The following is a 16408-nucleotide window of genomic DNA, read 5'->3' as shown; positions in this document are numbered from 1 at the left end:
CCCGTGAGGACCGACCACGTTGCTCAAGTTGGCTGCCAACTTCTCTGTACTTATCTCCGCTTGGGAGCGGCTCATAACCACCTTTCCGTGAACTGCCCAAAGATGGCGGGAAGTTGTAGTGTTTGGTCGTGGAGCCGGAACACGTCGCCGTCAACGGGCGGAGGAGACCGCAGCCGCCACAGCCCACCCCTCGCGAAGTGGCCGACGAGCTGCGTGCCCGGATCAGGTCCGGGCGGCTGCGGCCGGGGCAGCGCATGCCCACGCAGGCCCGGCTGGCCGAGGAGTTCGGCGTGGAGCGCGGCGCCGTCCGCCAGGCCCTGCGCATCCTGCAGTCGGAACGTCTGCTCACCAACGTGTCCAAGGGGAGCCCCGCGACGGTCGCGCCCGAGCCGTACGGCCCCCACGACGGTCCCGAGGCGCGGCCCATGCCCACCACCGTCGCCCTCGCTCCCCGGATCGCGGCGGCCTTCGCCGCCGAGCACGTCGAGATCGACGCGCTGTGCCTGACCTCCGTCTCCCTCACCCTCGCCATCGGTGAAGCGCTGAGCCAGGTCCACGCCGGACGGCTGAAACCGGCCAAGGTCGACGTCCGGGTCCTGCTGCCGGGCAGCGACATCGACCTCGCCTTTCCGGTGGCGGTGACGGGCGGCGCGGCGGGCGGTCCGGTGCACGACCGCTGGCTGGCGATGCGCAACGCCCAGGGGCAGGTGCTCCGGCACAGCCTGCTGAGCCTGCGCGCCACGCACGGCATCGACGTCCGCGTCTCCTTCCGCGCGCTGCCCTTCACCCCGCCGGTGAAGCTGTACGTGCTCAACGGCGAGGAGGCCCTCTTCGCGTACTACACCCTCGGCCGGCGCGAACGGGAGATCGGGCACGAGCAGGTGGAGATGTACGACGCGGAGGGCATCCGCTCGACGCTGTTCGCCTTCGGCCGGGGCGGTGACCTGCGCGACGGCGTGTTCGTGAAGCAGTCCCGGCTGTGGTTCGACGCGCTGTGGGAAACGATCAGCTCGGAGCTGCGGCTCACCCGCTGACCGCCCCCGTCACCGTGCGGGGCCCGTGAGCAGGAGGGCCAGCAGCACCGCGCCGGCGGAGCTGACGGAGGGACTCTTGGCCTTCACGCCGATGGTGAGCAGGAGCAGGCCGACGATTCCGGTGGCGCCGTACTTCCACTGGACGATCTGCTCGAAGGCGACGACGAAGACCGCGGAGACCAGGGCGAGGACGGGCATGGTCTTCCTCCCTTCGGGACGTTGGGGAGTGCGCGGTTCCGGTGGATACCGGCTGGGTGAACTCCCACCAAGTGGGGAAAGTTGGCAACCAACTCTCCCTGTGTTGTCCCCACTTGGTACCTATCTATAAACAAGTTGCAAACAACTCGCTGTAGATAGGGCGAAGTTGTAGCGTTTGGTCGTGACTCAGGAGAACGTGTCCGTGAACGACGGCAGAAGGCTCTCGTCCCAGGAGATCGCCGAGGTACTGCGGGAGCGGATCCGCGAGGGAGACCTCAGGGCGGGCGACCGCCTGCCCACCCAGGCGGAGCTGGCCGAGGAGTTCGGGGTGGAGCGCGGCACCGTCCGCCAGGCCCTGCGCGCCCTTCAGGAGGACGGCCTGCTCACCAACGTCAGCAAGGGCAGCCCGCCGCGCATCGCCGAGCCGGCCGTGCCCCGGGCCGAGCCGCAGTCGACGATGGTCACCCTCGGGCCGCGCCTGTCGGAGGCGTTCGCGGCACCGCACGTCCGGATCGACGTCGTGTGCCACACCTCGGAGACGCTGATGCTGGCCCTCAGCGAGCCGCTCCGCCTGATCCACGAGGGCCGCATCCGACCGGAGTCGATCGACTTCCGGGTGCTGATGCCCTCGCGCGACATCGCGCTGGCCTTCCCCGTCCTGATCGAGCGGGAGGAGGGCGACCCGGTCCACCAGCGCTGGCTCCAGATGCGCAACGCCCAGGCCCGCGTCCTCCAGCACAACCTCCAGGCCGTGCGCTCCACCCACCGCATCGACGTGCGCATCGCCTTCCGCGCCCTGCCGTTCACCCCGCCGATGAAGCTCTACCTGCTCAACGGCGAGGAGGCCCTGCACGGCTACTACACGGTGACCCGGCGCGAGGAGGAGTACGAGAGCCGGACGCTGGAGATGTACGACGCGCTCGGCTCGCAGTCGCTGCTGTTCTCGTTCCTGAAGCAGGCCGGTCACCGGGACGCCGTGTTCGTGGAGGAATCACAGAAGTGGTTCGACGCCCTCTGGGAAACCATCACCACGGACATGACACTCTCCTAGTGACCTCCGACACGGAAAAGACGGAACCGGTGAGCGAGCGGGCCGGGCACGAGAAGGAGTCCCGGGCGCTGCGGGACCTGGTCGTGGGCGCCCGCGTCGTCCTGTGGGACTTCGACGGCCCCATCTGCAGACTCTTCGCGGGCTACGCGGCCGACCGGGTGGCGCGCGAACTCGTGGACTGGCTGGAGACGCAGGGCCTGAAGGACCTGCTGACCCGGGAGGAGCAGGTCCACCCGGACCCGCACGTCCTGCTGGGCGCGGTCGACCGCAGCCGCCGCCAGAGCGACCTGGTCGCCGAATTCGAGGAACGGCTGACCCGGGAGGAGCTGCGCGCCGTGCCCACCGCCTGGCCGACCGCGTACGCCGACCCCCTGATCCGCACCTGGTCCGCGCTCGGCGTCGGCCTCGCGGTCACCACCAACAACTCGCCCCGCGCGGTGAGCGAGTACCTGGAGAACCGGGGCCTGCTGGGCTGCTTCGCCCCGCACATCTACGGCCGCACCCAGAACCTGCACCGGCTCAAGCCGGACCCCTCCTGCCTCAACCGCGCCCTCAGCGCCACGGGCGTCGCCCCCGAGCGGGCCCTGATGGTCGGCGACTCCCCCTCCGACCTGACCGCCGCCCGGCGGGCCGGCGTGCCCTTCCTGGGCTACGGCCACAACGAGCGCAAGGTGAAGGCCCTGAAACAGGCGGGCGCGGACACGGTCGTGGACTCCCTGGAACCGGTGCTGCGGCTGTTGTGGGAGTCGGGGGATCTCGCACCGCAGGGCGCCTGAACCCTCCCGGCCGGACCCGGGTCTCGCACGCGTGCCCGTCGGTTCGCCCGGGCGGCGGGACGGCGCGGCCGGGTTCGACCGCGTTTCGGGCGGATCGCGGGGGCGGCAGGAGTACCGTTCTCCCACTCCTGCACCTCCGCAAGGGTCAAAGGCGAGAGAAAAACGGTAGATGCCGCCTGAATCGGCCTCCCCCGCCCGGCTCCGTGCCGTCGGGGTGAGCGGTGACGAACGTACGGTCGAGGGTCCGCTGCGCGGCTACCACCACGAGACGTACGTGGTGCCGCTGCCCGCGGCGACGGGCGCCGTGGCGGCGGCGCGCTGGAAGTGCCGGGAGCCGCGGAGCAACCTGTTGTGGTTCGACCGCCGGTGCTTCGCCTCCGAGGAGCGGCTGCTGCCCGCCCTGCACGGCCGGATCGACCACGTGCCGGACGTCTTCGAGTTCGAGGGACTGCACCTGCAGCGCTTCATCGAGGGCCGGACCCTGGGAACCCTGTACGGGGCCGGTCGCGCGGTGCCGCCCGACCTGGTGCGGCAGATCGTGCGGCTCTTCGGGCAGACGGCGGCCGTGACGTCACGGGCCCTCCCCGTGGAGCGGGTGTGCCGCCCCGAGGACCGGCCGGCGGACGGCGACAGCGACGGCTTCATGGAGCGGCTCGTCTGCTTCACGCAGGAGCGCGTCTACGCGGCCAACCAGCCGGAGTTCGGGGCCCTCTTCGCCGAGCTGGGCCTGGACGACGACGCGTTCACGCGGCTGCGCAAGCACGTCGCCGGGCTCCGTGAGCGTCCGTTCTGCCTGCTCCACGCCGACCTGCACCGCGAGAACCTCGTCGTGGACGCGGAGCGGCGGCTGTGGACCATCGACTGGGAGCTGGCGATGGTCGGCGACCCGCTCTACGAACTGGCCACCCACCTGCACCTGATGCGGTACCCGCCCTGGCAGCGCCGTCAGGTGGCGGAGGGCTGGCGGCGCGCGGTCGAGGCCGCCCGCCCCGGCGCGACGCACGGCTGGCGGCAGGACCTGGACCTGCTCCTCGGGTACAAGCGGGCCCAGTCGGTGTTCACCGACGTCGTCCGGGAGGCCGTGTCGCTGGGGCGGGCCGCGCGGTCGCCCGGCGTCCCGGTCTCGCTCGCGGCGGCCCGGCTGCACGGCATCCTGTCCGCCGCGGTCCTGCCCCTCGGCCTCGACGCGGTGCCCGGCCCCGCCGAGATCTCCGCCGCCCTGGTGCGGTGGGGCCGCACGCACGCGGACGAAGAGCCGCCGGGCACGCAATAGGCTCGGCCCCATGAACGCCCCCGGTCTGCGCGAGCGCAAGAAGCAGCGGATGTTCCGGACCCTGTCGGACACCGCCGTCGCACTCTTCCTGGAGAAGGGCTTCGACGCGGTGTCCGTCGCGGAAGTGGCCGCCGCGGCCGAGGTCTCCAAGCCGACGCTCTTCCGGTACTTCCCGGCGAAGGAGGACCTCGTCCTGCACCGCATCGCCGACCACGAGGACGAGGCGGCCCGGGTGGCGCGCGGGGCCGCTGCGCCGCTCGACGCGCTGCGCCGCCACTTCCTCGCCGGACTGGAGCGGTGCGACCCGGTCACCGGTCTCAACGACCACCCCGCCGTGCTCGCCTTCCACCGGCTGCTCTACGGCACCCCCGCCCTGGTCGCCCGGATGCACACCCAGTTGGAGCGCTCCGAGGCCGCGCTCGCCGAGGCCCTCGGTGGCGACCTGGAGGCCAGGCTGGCAGCCGGCCAGATCATCGCCGTCCAGCGCATCCTCGCCCTGGACAACTGGCGGCGGATCGCGGCCGGGGAGCGGGTGGAGGACGTACGGGAGGACGCGGTGGCGGCGGCGGAACGGGCGTTCGCGGGGCTGGCGGCGGGACTGCCCGCCCGCATGACGAAGTAAAGAATGTAACTCGGTAACGTCTTTCCCCTATGCTTGCCGGAATGACGTCGACCGAACCCGCCCTCCGGCGCGCCCTCGACCGCGAACGCGCCCACCACGAGCACTGCCGTACCGTCCTCGCCGCCATGGTCGAGGGCGCCCGGGAGCACGTCGTCACCGGGGAGGACGTCTCCGCCTCCGGTGCCGACGCCGAGGTCCTCGGACACCGGCTGCGCAGCAGGGCCAGGGAGATGCGCGAACTGCCGCAAGGCCCGCTGTTCTTCGGGCGGCTCGACTTCGCCGAGGGGGAGGAGGCCGGGCGGGCGCTGCACATCGGGCGGCTGCGGATCACCGAGCACCCGGCCGCCCCGCCCCTCGTCGTGGACTGGCGGGCCCCCGTCTCCCGCGCCTTCTACCAGGCCACCGCCGCCGACCCCCGGGGCGTCGCCGTCCGCCGCCGCTTCGGCTGGGCGCCGGACGGCCGAGGCGACCGGGCCGACCTCACCGGCCTGGAGGACGAGCACCTCGGCCGGGGCGAGTCCCCGGCCGGCGCCCTCGTCGTCCGGGAGATCGAACGGCCCCGCCTCGGGCCCATGCGGGACATCGCCGCCACCATCCAGCCCGAGCAGGACGACCTGGTCCGCGCCGGGCTCGGCGACACCGTCTGCGTCCAGGGCGCCCCGGGCACCGGCAAGACCGCCGTCGGCCTGCACCGGGCCGCGTACCTCCTCTACACCCACCCGCAGCGCATCCGGCGCGGCGGCCTGCTGATCCTCGGCCCCGACCCGGTCTTCCTCTCCTACATCGCCGAAGTGCTCCCCGCCCTCGGCGAGACCGGCGTGCGGCAGTCGACCCTGGCCGAGGAGATCGCCCGGCACCCGGTCACCCGCACCGACGGCGCGCGGACGGCCGCCCTCAAGCACGACGCCCGCACGGCCGAGGTGCTGCGCCGCGCCCTGTACGCGCGCGTGGACCCCGGCGCGGCGTACGACCTCGCCGTGCCGGACGGCTCCTACCGCTGGCGCGTCCCGGCCGGGACGCTGGCCCGCGTCGTCGCGGACGTCCGGGAGGAGGAGCCGCCGTACACCGTCGGGCGGGAGCGGGTCCGGGCCCGGATCGCGGCCCGCGTCCGGGAGGGGGCCGAACGGCGCGCCGGGCCCCGGACCGACGCCTGGCTGCGCCGCGTCGAACGGTCCCGGCCCGTCGGCGCCGCCCTGGACGCCGTGTGGCCCCGGGTGCGCCCCGAGGAGGTCCTCGCGCCGCTGCTCACCGACCCGGACGTGCTGGCGCGGGCGGCCGACGGGATCCTGGACGCCGACGAGCAGCGGGCCCTGCTGCGGCCGGGGCCCGCGCCGCGGTCGTGGAGGTCGGCGCGCTGGTCCGCGGCCGACCTGGTCCTGCTCGACGAGGTCGCCGGACTCCTCGGACACCCCGAGGGCTACGGCCACGTCGTCGTCGACGAGGCCCAGGACCTCTCCCCGATGGAGTGCCGGGCCATCGCCCGCCGCTGCGCCTTCGGATCGCTCACCGTCCTCGGCGACCTCGCCCAGGGGACGACGCCGTGGGCCGCGCGCACCTGGCGCACCACCCTCGCCCACCTGGGCCGCCCGGACGCGGCCGTGACGCCGCTGACCACGGGATTCCGGGTGCCGAAGGAGGTCGTGGACCTCACCAACCGGCTCCTCGCCCGGCTCGGCGTGGACGTTCCGCCGGCCCGCTCCCTGCGCGGCGGCGGCGAGCTGACGCTGCGCGCGTGTGCGCCCGGCGCCGTGCCGGAGACGGTCGTGGAGGCCGTACGGCACGCCCTCGCCCGGGACGGCTCGGTGGGCGTCGTCGCCGTCGGCCCGGACGTCCCCCGGCTGCGCGCGGCCCTCGGCGCGGCCGGCCTCCCGGCGGCGGGTCCCGAGCACCTGGGCGCCCGGGTCGCCGTGGTCCCGGCGAGCGCGGTCAAGGGCCTGGAGTACGACCACGTCGTCGCCGTCGAACCGGCGGCGATCGCGGAGGCGGAGGAACGCGGCCTGCACCGGCTCTACGTGGTCCTCACCCGGGCGGTGTCCCGCCTGGACGTGGTCCACACGCGGCCGCTGCCGTTCTGAGCGGGGGCGGGCGGCCCGGTCAGAGGTCGGTGATGCCCTCGGTCCTGCGCAGTGCGGAGTCGAGCCGGTCCAGCACGGCGTTCTGCCGGCGCGCACCCGCCGCCCGGTCCGCCGGCACCAGCCGGGCCGCGACCCGCACGGCGTGGGCGTCGGGGTCGCCGAAGGCGGTGCGCGGGTCCTCCCCGTGGTCCGCGCAGTGCGTCGTGACCTCCTTGACCGCCGCGAGCACGACGGCCCGGTCCACCCCCGGCTGGAGGGCCAGCCGCACCTGGAAGCGCGCCATCCACTTCTCGCGGTCCTTCTGCCGCGCCTCCTCCGGCGTCCGCGTCCTCTTCGCCACGAGCCCTCCTCGGTGATCGGCCGTCGTCCGTCACGGAGGGGGACGTCGGAGCGCCGGGAGGGGTTGCGGAGGCCGCCCGGATCCCGCCGGATCCGGCTCGCCCCGCCCTGGACGCACTATTGCAAGCAGCTTGCTTGCAATAGTTAGCGACCTGCTGCATGGTGGAGGCATGGCATCGCTCAACGTCGGCAACCTCGGTGAGTACCTGCGCGAGCAGCGTCGCAACGCGCAGCTCTCGCTGCGGCAGCTCGCCGATGCCGCGGGCGTTTCCAATCCGTACCTGAGCCAGATCGAGCGCGGGCTGCGCAGGCCGAGCGCGGAGGTGCTGCAGCAGGTCGCCAAGGCGCTGCGGATCTCCGCCGAGACGCTGTACGTCCGCGCGGGGATCCTCGACGCAGAGCGCGACAGGGACGACGTGGAGACGCGTGCGGTCATCCTCGCCGACCCCTCGCTGAACGAGCGGCAGAAGCAGGTGCTGCTCCAGGTCTACGAGTCCTTCCGCAAGGAGAACGGATTCGGGGCCGACACGGAACCGGGCGCCGGCGCCGATGCCGCAGTCGACGGGGCTGAACCAGTAAAAAACCCTCATTCATAAGCCATTCCGGAGGACCATCACCATGGCCATCACCGACGACCTGCGCAAGACCTTCAGCGACCCCACCCCGCTCTACTTCGCCGCGGGCACCGCCGACCTCGCCTTCCAGCAGGCCAAGAAGGTGCCGGTGCTGGTGGAGCAGCTGCGCGCGGAGGCCCCGGCGCGGATCGACGCCGTACGCAACACCGACCCCAAGGCCGTCCAGGAGAAGGCGACGGCCCGCGTCAAGGAGACCCAGGGCAGCCTCCAGGCCAAGGCCAACGAGCTCTTCGGCAACCTCGACGCCGACTTCAAGAAGCTCGGCGAGACCGCGCAGGACCTGGCGCTGCGTTCCGTCGGCGTCGCCGCCGAGTACGCCATCAAGGCGCGGGAGACCTACGAGAAGGTCGCCGAGCGCGGCGAGCAGGCGGTGCGCACCTGGCGCGGCCAGGCCGCCGACGGCATCGAGGACCTCGCCGAGGACGTGGAGGAACTCGCGGTGGCCGTCGAGCCGGCCAAGCCCGCCCCGGCCAAGCCCGCGACGGCCAAGTCGGAGCCGGTCCGGGTCACCGAGGACAAGCCGGCCGCGGCCAGGAAGACCCCCGCCGCGCGCAAGGCCCCGGCGAAGAAGAGCACCGCGAAGAAGGCGACGCCGCCCGCCGAGTAGTGCGGGGCGTCACGAATGCGGCGGGCCGGGCACCCTTGGGGTGTCCGGCTCGTTCTGCGGGTACGGTGACCGCGTAATGATGAACCGAGTCTGGTGGTGGACGTTGTGCTGATGCAGGGGTTCGCAGGCTTCATGTGGCTGCTGAGCACCGCCCTGATCCTTTTCAGCGGCTTCGCTTTGATCGACGCCGCCACGCGCCGCGAGGACGCCTACCGCGCGGCCGACAAGAAGACCAAGCCCTTCTGGCTGATCATCCTCGGGCTCGCCTTCGTGGTGAACCTGATCTTCAACATCCTGTCGTTCCTGCCGATCATCGGTCTCATCGCGACGATCGTGTACATGGTCGACGTACGGCCCGCCCTGCGCGGCCTGTCCGGCGGCGGCCGCAGCAGCCGCCGCGGCTCCAGCAGCGACGGACCGTACGGGCCGTACAACGGCGGGCGCTGACCCGGGCGCCCGCACGCGGGGACACCGGGTCCGGGGCCGGGCGGCTCAGGCCGTCCGGTCCAGCAGGACCACCGCCAGGTCGTCCGCCAGCTCGCCGCCGTTGAGCCGGCGGACCTCGTTGACGGCCGCCCGCAGCAGTTCCTCGCCGTCCAGGCCCTCGGACCGCTGGCGGCGGACCATTTCCACCATGCCGTCCTGGCCGAGCCGCTCCCGGCCCTCGCCGACGTGGCCCTCGATCAGGCCGTCGGTGTAGAGCATCAGGCTCCACTCGGCGCCCAGCTCCACCTGCATCCGCGGCCAGCGGGCGCCCGGCAGCAGCCCCAGCGCCGGGCCGTTGTTGTCGTACGGCAGCAGACGCGCGGGCACGCCCGGTGCGGCGAGCAGCGGGGACGGGTGACCGGCCAGGCACAGGCCCGCGCGGCGGCCGTCCGGAGAGATGTCCACCGCGCACAGGGTCGCGAAGATCTCGTCGTCCGAGCGTTCGTGCTCCAGCACCTGCTGCAGCGTGCCGAGCAGTTCGTCGCCGCAGAGCCCGGCCAGGGTCAGCGCCCGCCAGGCGATCCGCAGCTCCACGCCGAGCGCCGCCTCGTCCGGACCGTGCCCGCAGACGTCGCCGATCATGGCGTGCACGGTGCCGTCCGGGGTGCGGACCACGTCGTAGAAGTCGCCGCCCAGCAGTGCGCGCGAGCGGCCCGGACGGTAGCGGGCGGCGAAGCGCAGCGGGGAGCCCGCCAGCAGCGGGGTGGGCAGCAGACCGCGCTCCAGCCGGCGGTTCTCCTGCGCCCGCAGCCGGCCCTCGGCCAGCCGCCGCTCCGCCGAGTCGGACCGCTTGCGCTCGACGGCGTAGCGGATCGCCCGGCTCAGCAGGCGCCCGTCCAGCTCGTCGCGGAACAGGTAGTCCTGCGCGCCGACCGCCACGGCCTCGGCGCCGCGCTCGGCGTCGCTGGAGGAGGTGAGCGCGAGCACGGCGTGCCGGGGCGCCAGCTCCAGGACGTGCCGGAGCACCGCCAGCTCGTCGGCGCCCTCGCCGTCGCCCTCGCCGTCGGCGGTGCCGTCGCCGCCCGGACGGGCCGGTGACGGGGCCGACAGGGCGAGGTCCAGCAGGATGCAGTGGACGTCGTCCGTGAGCAGCCGCTCGGCCTCGGTGAGGTTGCGGGCGGTGCGGACGCGGATCGGCTTGCCGGCCTGGTCGATCAGGTCGGGCACGATCGGCGAGCCGGCCGGGTCGTCCTCGATCAGCAGCACCGTCAGGTTCGTGGGCGCCGCGCTCTCGGTCCGGTCACGCGGGCTCCGGTCGGGGCCGGCGTCCGTGCCGGTGTGGGTGCCTGTCCTGGTGTCCGTGGGGTTCTCGCGCTTCTCCGTGGCGTTCTCTGGGGTCTTCTCGTGCCGGGTGGCGGGGTGCTCGGCCGGGTGCGTCCCGGACGGGGCCTGTTCCGTGGAAGGGCCGCGGTCCGGGGACGCGGCGGGCGCCTGACCGCACTCCACGGCCGGGATCGCCCTTGGCCGCGGTACGGGTACGGGCATGGTGGTGTCTTCCTTCCCTCCCCCCGAGGGCATGGCGGGGCGAGGGACCTCGACCCACCGACGGGGACCATAGCGGGTGACGGCGCCGCTGCGGAATGGTCCAGAACACGTCGGACGGCCGCCGGCCACTGTCATAAGCCGCGTTATCGCCCGCAGTTGGACACGTCGGCCGGCCGCGGGGGATGACGAACGTCACGCGGGTGCGGGTGCCGGGCGTGCACTGGGTCACGTGTCCCGCCTCACCTCCCCGGGGCCGGGCGCGTGACCCGCCTCACTGCCCGGGCGTCCGCTCCGTGTCCGGCCGGACCACGCCGAGGATCGGCATCGAGCCCGCGCCCGCGAGGGTGATCGAGCGCCCCGGTCGCGGGGCGTGCACCATGGAGCCGTCGCCGACGTACATGCCGACGTGGCTGGCGTCGTCGAAGTAGATGATCAGGTCGCCGGGGCGCATGTCCTTGATGTCGACGTGCCTGAGCTGCTTCCACTGCTGCTGCGAGGTGCGCGGGATCGCCTGCCCGGCCGCCACCCAGGCCTGCGAGGTCAGACCGGAGCAGTCGTACGACGACGGGCCCTCGGCGCCCCACTGGTACGGCTTGCCGATCTGGGCGGTGGCGTACTCGACCGCCTTGCGGCCCCGCTCCGTCGCCCCCGCGTCGAGGTCCTCCAGGATGCCGGAGTCGAGCCAGGCGGTCTGGGCCCTGGCCTGGGCCTCCTTCTCCAGCCGGGCGAGGCGCTCCTTCTCCTCCTTCTCCAGCTCGGACTCCAGCTTCTCGGCCGCCGCGATCTGCTGCTCGACCTTCTTACGGGCCCTGGCCTTGGCCTTGCGGTTCGCCTCCAGTTCCTTGAAGCGGGCGGAGGCGTCCGCCGCGAAGGTCTCCAGGTCCTCCTGGGCCCGGGTCAGCTCGCCGAGCAGGCCCTTGGTGGCGCGCTGGCCCTGGAGCACCCGGCCGGTGCCGTCGAGGAAGTCCTCGGGGTCGTCGCTCAGGACGAGCTTGGCGCCGTCGGGCAGGCCGCCGGTGCGGTACTGGGAGCGGGCGGCGGCTCCCGCGCGGTCCTTCAGCCCGTCCAGCTTCTCCTGGCCCTTGACGATCTTCTTGGCCAGCTCGACGATCCGGGCGTTCTGCTGCTCGGCCTTCTCCTCGGCCGCGTTGTACTCCTCGGTGGCCGCGGCCGCCGCGCGGTAGAGCGCGTCGAGCTTCTTGCGCACGGCTTCCAGGTCCTTGCCGGGCGCGGCCGCCGGGGCGCCGGACGAGGGCGACGGCGAGGGGCCCGGGTCCGCGAACGCCGTGCCGGGTGCCGCCAGTACGGTGACCGCGCAGACCACGGCCACGGCGGCGGTCGTCACGCCGCGCTTCCCCGTACGCATACCGCTCCCCCCACCTGGTTAACCGCCAGTAACATAGCTCGCTCGGGGGATCGTGCCATGCCGGAGCGAAAAGCGACAGAGGTCGACAGAGGCCGACAGAGGTCGCGCCTTGCTCCCGCCTCCCGCAGGCGCGCTCGCCCCGGCCGCCGTCCCCGCGGCTGCGCCGGTCACGCGCGGGGCGCCAACGCCTCCCAGGCCACGGTGACTTCGCCCTGCCGCCACCGCACCGGCCCGTCCGTCACCGGCCAGTCCGCCGCGAGATCCCGCACGGTCCGCATCCAGCGCTGCCGGGCGCCGTAGGAGGCGTAGGGCGCGGCCGCGGCCCAGGCGCGGTCGAAGTCGCGCAGGAAGGCGTGCACGGGCTCGCCGGGGACATTGCGGTGGATCAGCGCCTTCGGCAGCCGTTCGGCCAGGTCGGAGGGGCGGTCCAGGGAGCCGAGCCGGGTGGCGAGGGTGACCGTGCGCGGCCCCTCGGGCCCGAGCGCCACCCACACGTGCCGGCGCCCGATCTCGTCACAGGTGCCCTCGACCAGCAGCCCCCCGCGCGAGGACCCCGACGCCGGCGCGAGCCGCGCGCACAGCCGCTGCCAGACGGCCGCGACCTCCCCCTCGTCGTACTGGCGCAGCACGTTCGCCGCGCGGATCAGCAGCGGGGGAGCGGCGACGGGGACCTCGAAGCCGCCGTGCCGGAAATCGAGCCCCGCGCGCGCGTACGGCCGGGCCGCCGCCACCCGGGCCGGGTCGATCTCGACGCCCACCACGCGCGCGTGCGGTGCGACCGTGCGCAGGCGCAGCAGCAGTTCGACGGCGGTCCAGGGGGCCGCGCCGTAGCCGAGGTCGACGGCGACGGGCTCGGCGGCGCGACGCAGTTCCGCGCCGTGCACGGCCGCGATCCAGCGGTCCATGCGGCGCAGCCGGTTGGGGTTGGTCGTCCCGCGCGTGACCGTGCCCACGGGACGGGTGGCGGTGGCGCGGGGTGGCATGCCTACGAGGGTAGGCGGCGCCCGCCGCTCCCCGCGCCGGAGGGGACCCGTGGAGGACCCGCCCTCGGATCGAACGGTTGAGCGAGGAAGGGTAATGATTCGGCAAAGTTGATTCCGTGGAGCCCGGAACTCCGGAATGGAGCACCGCCCGTCCGGTGTTCCCACCCCCTGGAGGGCAACCCGGGTCCTCCGACCGGCATGCCCGCAGCGAGGAGGAACGGCCCGTGAGCCAGTACGTCAGCAGGCTCGGGCGCCGCTCACCGGCGGCCTCCCCCCGGCTCCGGCTGCTGCGCAGGCCCCGCCGCGTCGCCATGCTCTCCGTGCACACCTCACCGCTGCACCAGCCCGGCACCGGCGACGCCGGCGGCATGAACGTCTACATCGTGGAACTGGCCCAGCGCCTCGCCGCGATCAACATCGAGGTCGAGATCTTCACGCGGTCGACCACCGCCGCCCTCCCGCCCGCCGTCGAACTCGCCCCCGGCGTCCTCGTCCGGCACGTCGACGCGGGCCCCTACGAGGGCCTGGCCAAGGAGGAGCTGCCCGCCCAGCTCTGCGCCTTCACCCACGGCGTGATGCAGGCCTGGGCCGGCCACCGCCCCGGCCACTACGACCTCGTGCACTCCCACTACTGGCTCTCCGGCCACGTCGGCTGGCTCGCCGCCCAGCGCTGGGGCGCCCCGCTCGTGCACGCCATGCACACCATGGCCAAGGTCAAGAACGCCAACCTGGCCGAGGGCGACACCCCCGAGCCCGCCGCCCGCGTCATCGGCGAGACCCAGATCGTCGCCGCCTCCGACCGCCTGATCGCCAACACGGCCGAGGAGGCCGACGAGCTGATCCGCCACTACGACGCCGACCCCGGCAAGGTCGCCGTCGTCCACCCCGGCGTGAACCTCGACCGCTTCCGCCCCTTCCCCAAGGGCGCCGTGCCCGGCCCCGGACAGCACGGCAACGCCCGCGCCGCCGCCCGCGCCCGCCTCGGCCTGCCCCAGGACGCGCTGATCCCGCTCTTCGCCGGGCGCATACAGCCCCTGAAGGCGCCGGACATCCTGCTGCGCGCCGTCGCCGTACTCCTCGACGAGCGCCCCGAGCTGCGCTCCCGCATCGTCGTCCCCGTCGTCGGCGGCCCCAGCGGCAGCGGCCTCGCCAAGCCGGAGGGCCTGCAGAAGCTCGCCGCGCGGCTGGGCATCGCCGACGTCGTACGCTTCCGGCCGCCCGTCGGGCAGGAGCAGCTCGCCGACTGGTTCCGGGCCGCGTCCGTGCTGGTCATGCCGTCCTACAGCGAGTCCTTCGGGCTGGTCGCCATAGAGGCCCAGGCGGCCGGCACCCCGGTCCTCGCCGCCGCCGTGGGCGGCCTCCCGGTCGCCGTGCGCGACGGGGTCACCGGCCGCCTCGTCGACGGCCACGACCCCGCCGCGTACGCGCGGGTGCTGCGCGACTTCGCCGACAACCCCGAGCTGACGCCCCGCATGGGCGACGCCGCCGCCCGGCACGCCCAGTCCTTCGGCTGGGACAGCGCCGCCGCCGCCACGGCCGACGTCTACACGGCCGCGGTCCAGTCGCACCGCCGTCGCGTACGCTCGCACCATGGCTGAGGCACCGGACAAGGCAGCACAGGTCGTCGAGGCGGCGCTCAAGGACGCCGGCCTGGAGTGGGAGAGCCCGGAAGCCGGCGCCTACGTCGTCAAGCTCCCCGGCACCCGCAAGCTCTCGACGACGGTCTCCCTCGTCCTCGGCCGCCACTCCCTCTCCCTCAACGCCTTCGTCATCCGCCACCCCGACGAGAACGAACCGGCCGTCCACCGCTGGCTGCTGGAACGCAACCTCAAGCTCTACGGCGTCGGTTACGCCGTCGACCGCCTCGGCGACGTCTACGTCACCGCGAAGCTCCCCCTGGCCGCCGTCACCCCCGACGAGATCGACCGGATCCTCGGGCAGGTCCTGGAGGCCGCCGACGGCGCCTTCAACACCCTGCTGGAGCTGGGCTTCGCCTCCGCCATCCGCAAGGAGTACGCGTGGCGGACCTCGCGCGGGGAGTCGACGCGGAACCTGGAGGCCTTCCAGCACCTCATCGAGCGCCCGGACAACGCCGGGGAGTGAACCGGCCCCGACCCACGGCAGTCACCGTGCGCTGGTGCGGTAGCGCCCCGGCGTGACGCCCACCAGCCGCTTGAAGTGCCGGGTCAGATGGGCCTGGTCGTAGAACCCGGTGGCGGCGGCCACCTCCGCCGGGGACCGCCCGGCCAGCAGCAGCCGCCGGGCCCGCTCGACCCGGCGGGACATCAGGTACTGGTGCGGCGCGATGCCGTACGCCCCGCTGAACGCCCGTACGAGGTGCGCCGGATGGGCCGGCACGAGCGTGGCCGCCTCCTCCAGCCCGATCCCCGCGACGATCCGCTCGTCCAGCAGTTCGCGCAGTCGCCGGGCCAGCGCGGGGTCCCGGCGGGCGCCGGGCGCGCCGCTCCCGGGCTTCAGATGCTCGTGCAGCCGGTCGCCGATCAGCGTCAGCCGGCTCTCCGCCTCCAGTTCGTCCCCGGGCCGCGCGAGCGCGGCGTGCAGGTGCCCGACCCGCCGCCGCAGCACCGGGTCGCGCAGGTCGGGGGCGTCCACGGCCGGCCCGATCAGCTCGTCGCCCAGCCGGGAGGCGTCCAGGTACAGGACGCGCTTGCGGAAGCCGTCCGGGGTGGCCGGGGAGCCGTTGTGCGGCACGTGCGGCGGCAGCAGCGACACCGTGTCGTGCGGGGTGCCGTGCTCGTGCCGGTCCAGGTCGTACCGTACGGCGCCGGCGTCGACGATGAGCAGCGTCCAGGCGTCGTGGACGTGCATCGGGTAGGCGTACTCGGTGTAGTGGGCGTGGAAGACCTCGACGACGCCGGGGACGCCGGGCCGCCACGCGGAGACGTTCCCCCCGGTCCTCCGCTGGTCGTCGCGCCGGCTGCCCATGCAAAAAACGTACAAGACCGGGTGGGGCGCGGGTCGGCAGTCTCACCCTATGAGCACCGATGACACGGCCCCCGGGCCCGAGACCCCCGTCCGCTTCGACACCAAGATCGCCGTACTGCTGCGCGAGGACCTGGAGACCTGGCAGCGCCTCAACGTCACGGCCTTCCTGGTCAGCGGCCTGGGCAGCCAGTTCCCCGAGGTGATCGGGGAGCCGTACGAGGACGCGGACGCCGTGGGCTACCTGCCGATGTTCCGCCAGCCGGTCCTGGTCTTCGAGGGCACGAAGGAGACGCTGACCAAGGCCCACGCGCGCGTGCTGTCCCGCGCCCTGCCCCGCGCCCTGTTCACGTCGGACCTCTTCACCACCGGCAACGACCGCGACAACCGCGCGGCCGTGAAGGCCGTGACGACGGCGGACCTGGACCTGGTGGGCCTCGCGGTGTACGGGCCGAAGAACGCGGTGGACAAGGTGCTGAAGGGGGCGCGGATGCACCCGTGAGCGGGGTGCACGCGGGGGGGGGGTGTCCACGTG

Annotated in this window: 18 protein-coding genes; 12 read left to right on the top strand and 6 right to left on the bottom strand. The window is 73.6% G+C overall.

Annotated features, from left to right (window positions below):
* The first annotated feature begins 122 nt into the window (after positions 1–122).
* Positions 123–1034 (top strand): winged helix-turn-helix domain-containing protein, encoded by a 912-nt coding sequence (locus tag Sdi02f_RS15075; protein WP_031086049.1) that lies wholly within the window; start codon positions 123–125, stop codon positions 1032–1034.
* 9 nt (positions 1035–1043) lie between these two features.
* Here the strand turns inward: Sdi02f_RS15075 and Sdi02f_RS15070 are convergent, their stop codons facing one another.
* Positions 1044–1232, bottom strand: a complete 189-nt coding sequence (locus Sdi02f_RS15070; RefSeq protein ID WP_030403578.1) for a hypothetical protein — start codon at positions 1230–1232, stop codon at positions 1044–1046.
* Between the two features lie 175 nt (positions 1233–1407).
* On the opposite strand from Sdi02f_RS15070, the gene Sdi02f_RS15065 reads away from it, so the two are divergent.
* The 5 genes from Sdi02f_RS15065 (at position 1408) to Sdi02f_RS15045 (ending at position 7029) form a co-directional block, all read left to right on the top strand.
* Positions 1408–2283, top strand: a complete 876-nt coding sequence (locus tag Sdi02f_RS15065) for a GntR family transcriptional regulator (protein WP_107049739.1) — start codon at positions 1408–1410, stop codon at positions 2281–2283.
* Entirely contained in the window at positions 2283–3059 is a 777-nt protein-coding gene (locus Sdi02f_RS15060) for an HAD family hydrolase (RefSeq protein ID WP_245962191.1), read from the top strand. Before Sdi02f_RS15065 ends, Sdi02f_RS15060 begins: the two co-directional genes overlap by 1 nt.
* A 169-nt stretch (positions 3060–3228) precedes the next feature.
* Entirely contained in the window at positions 3229–4332 is a 1104-nt protein-coding gene (locus tag Sdi02f_RS15055; RefSeq protein ID WP_108933413.1) for an aminoglycoside phosphotransferase family protein, read from the top strand.
* A gap of 10 nt (positions 4333–4342) precedes the next feature.
* Positions 4343–4954: a TetR family transcriptional regulator gene (locus Sdi02f_RS15050; RefSeq protein WP_053638702.1), complete on the top strand. Its 612-nt coding sequence runs from the start codon at positions 4343–4345 to the stop codon at positions 4952–4954.
* A 41-nt stretch (positions 4955–4995) separates the two neighbouring features.
* On the top strand, positions 4996–7029 hold the full coding sequence (locus tag Sdi02f_RS15045) for a HelD family protein (RefSeq protein WP_108933411.1): 2034 nt from the start codon (positions 4996–4998) through the stop codon (positions 7027–7029).
* 19 nt (positions 7030–7048) lie between these two features.
* Here Sdi02f_RS15045 and Sdi02f_RS15040 read toward each other — a convergent pair whose 3' ends face one another.
* Entirely contained in the window at positions 7049–7369 is a 321-nt protein-coding gene (locus tag Sdi02f_RS15040; RefSeq protein ID WP_108933410.1) for a hypothetical protein, read from the bottom strand.
* A 169-nt stretch (positions 7370–7538) separates the two neighbouring features.
* Between Sdi02f_RS15040 and Sdi02f_RS15035 the strand changes: the two genes are divergently transcribed.
* From Sdi02f_RS15035 to Sdi02f_RS15025, 3 genes are all read left to right on the top strand, one after another.
* Complete coding sequence (locus tag Sdi02f_RS15035) at positions 7539–7964, top strand: helix-turn-helix domain-containing protein (RefSeq protein WP_037800649.1); 426 nt, start codon at positions 7539–7541, stop codon at positions 7962–7964.
* Positions 7965–7986: 22 nt separating this feature from the next.
* Complete coding sequence (locus Sdi02f_RS15030; protein ID WP_108933408.1) at positions 7987–8610, top strand: hypothetical protein; 624 nt, start codon at positions 7987–7989, stop codon at positions 8608–8610.
* A 111-nt stretch (positions 8611–8721) separates the two neighbouring features.
* Positions 8722–9057, top strand: a complete 336-nt coding sequence (locus Sdi02f_RS15025; RefSeq protein ID WP_030403569.1) for a DUF2516 family protein — start codon at positions 8722–8724, stop codon at positions 9055–9057.
* A 45-nt stretch (positions 9058–9102) separates the two neighbouring features.
* On the opposite strand, the gene Sdi02f_RS15020 is transcribed toward Sdi02f_RS15025, so the two are convergent.
* The 3 genes from Sdi02f_RS15020 to Sdi02f_RS15010 form a co-directional block, all read right to left on the bottom strand.
* A complete protein-coding gene (locus Sdi02f_RS15020) occupies positions 9103–10581 on the bottom strand; it encodes a PP2C family protein-serine/threonine phosphatase (protein ID WP_053663828.1) in 1479 nt (492 codons plus the stop codon).
* 271 nt (positions 10582–10852) lie between these two features.
* Complete coding sequence (locus Sdi02f_RS15015; protein ID WP_031086031.1) at positions 10853–11947, bottom strand: C40 family peptidase; 1095 nt, start codon at positions 11945–11947, stop codon at positions 10853–10855.
* Between the two features lie 167 nt (positions 11948–12114).
* Positions 12115–12930, bottom strand: a complete 816-nt coding sequence (locus tag Sdi02f_RS15010; RefSeq protein WP_030403566.1) for a class I SAM-dependent methyltransferase — start codon at positions 12928–12930, stop codon at positions 12115–12117.
* A gap of 224 nt (positions 12931–13154) precedes the next feature.
* Between Sdi02f_RS15010 and mshA the strand changes: the two genes are divergently transcribed.
* Positions 13155–14528 carry a D-inositol-3-phosphate glycosyltransferase gene (mshA, locus tag Sdi02f_RS15005; protein WP_030403565.1) on the top strand — a complete coding sequence of 458 codons (1374 nt, stop codon included), beginning with the start codon at positions 13155–13157 and terminating at the stop codon, positions 14526–14528.
* On the top strand, positions 14521–15033 hold the full coding sequence (locus Sdi02f_RS15000) for a type III secretion system chaperone family protein (protein ID WP_031186182.1): 513 nt from the start codon (positions 14521–14523) through the stop codon (positions 15031–15033). The genes mshA and Sdi02f_RS15000 overlap by 8 nt, the downstream gene beginning before the upstream one ends.
* A 21-nt stretch (positions 15034–15054) precedes the next feature.
* On the opposite strand, the gene Sdi02f_RS14995 is transcribed toward Sdi02f_RS15000, so the two are convergent.
* Positions 15055–15876, bottom strand: a complete 822-nt coding sequence (locus Sdi02f_RS14995; RefSeq protein WP_031186183.1) for an AraC family transcriptional regulator — start codon at positions 15874–15876, stop codon at positions 15055–15057.
* A 49-nt stretch (positions 15877–15925) separates the two neighbouring features.
* Between Sdi02f_RS14995 and Sdi02f_RS14990 the strand changes: the two genes are divergently transcribed.
* Complete coding sequence (locus Sdi02f_RS14990) at positions 15926–16375, top strand: DUF2000 domain-containing protein (RefSeq protein WP_030403562.1); 450 nt, start codon at positions 15926–15928, stop codon at positions 16373–16375.
* Positions 16376–16408 lie beyond the last annotated feature (33 nt).

It is taken from the genome of Streptomyces ardesiacus (genome assembly GCF_003112575.1).
GTDB classification, from domain to species: Bacteria; Actinomycetota; Actinomycetes; order Streptomycetales; family Streptomycetaceae; genus Streptomyces; species Streptomyces ardesiacus.
The sequence above is the reverse complement of the archived record's forward strand: the minus strand, read 5'-3'. Positions and strand labels throughout refer to the sequence as shown.

Coding starts and splice junctions, on each gene's coding strand:
- Sdi02f_RS15030 (WP_108933408.1), top strand. CDS start 7,987: ATGGCCATCACCGACGACCTGCGCAAGACCTTCAGCGACCCCACCCCG.
- Sdi02f_RS15000 (WP_031186182.1), top strand. CDS start 14,521: ATGGCTGAGGCACCGGACAAGGCAGCACAGGTCGTCGAGGCGGCGCTC.
- Sdi02f_RS15015 (WP_031086031.1), bottom strand. CDS start 11,947: ATGCGTACGGGGAAGCGCGGCGTGACGACCGCCGCCGTGGCCGTGGTC.
- Sdi02f_RS15045 (WP_108933411.1), top strand. CDS start 4,996: ATGACGTCGACCGAACCCGCCCTCCGGCGCGCCCTCGACCGCGAACGC.
- Sdi02f_RS15020 (WP_053663828.1), bottom strand. CDS start 10,581: ATGCCCGTACCCGTACCGCGGCCAAGGGCGATCCCGGCCGTGGAGTGC.
- Sdi02f_RS15035 (WP_037800649.1), top strand. CDS start 7,539: ATGGCATCGCTCAACGTCGGCAACCTCGGTGAGTACCTGCGCGAGCAG.
- Sdi02f_RS15025 (WP_030403569.1), top strand. CDS start 8,722: ATGCAGGGGTTCGCAGGCTTCATGTGGCTGCTGAGCACCGCCCTGATC.
- Sdi02f_RS14990 (WP_030403562.1), top strand. CDS start 15,926: ATGAGCACCGATGACACGGCCCCCGGGCCCGAGACCCCCGTCCGCTTC.
- Sdi02f_RS15010 (WP_030403566.1), bottom strand. CDS start 12,930: ATGCCACCCCGCGCCACCGCCACCCGTCCCGTGGGCACGGTCACGCGC.
- Sdi02f_RS14995 (WP_031186183.1), bottom strand. CDS start 15,876: ATGGGCAGCCGGCGCGACGACCAGCGGAGGACCGGGGGGAACGTCTCC.
- Sdi02f_RS15055 (WP_108933413.1), top strand. CDS start 3,229: ATGCCGCCTGAATCGGCCTCCCCCGCCCGGCTCCGTGCCGTCGGGGTG.
- Sdi02f_RS15050 (WP_053638702.1), top strand. CDS start 4,343: ATGAACGCCCCCGGTCTGCGCGAGCGCAAGAAGCAGCGGATGTTCCGG.
- Sdi02f_RS15070 (WP_030403578.1), bottom strand. CDS start 1,232: ATGCCCGTCCTCGCCCTGGTCTCCGCGGTCTTCGTCGTCGCCTTCGAG.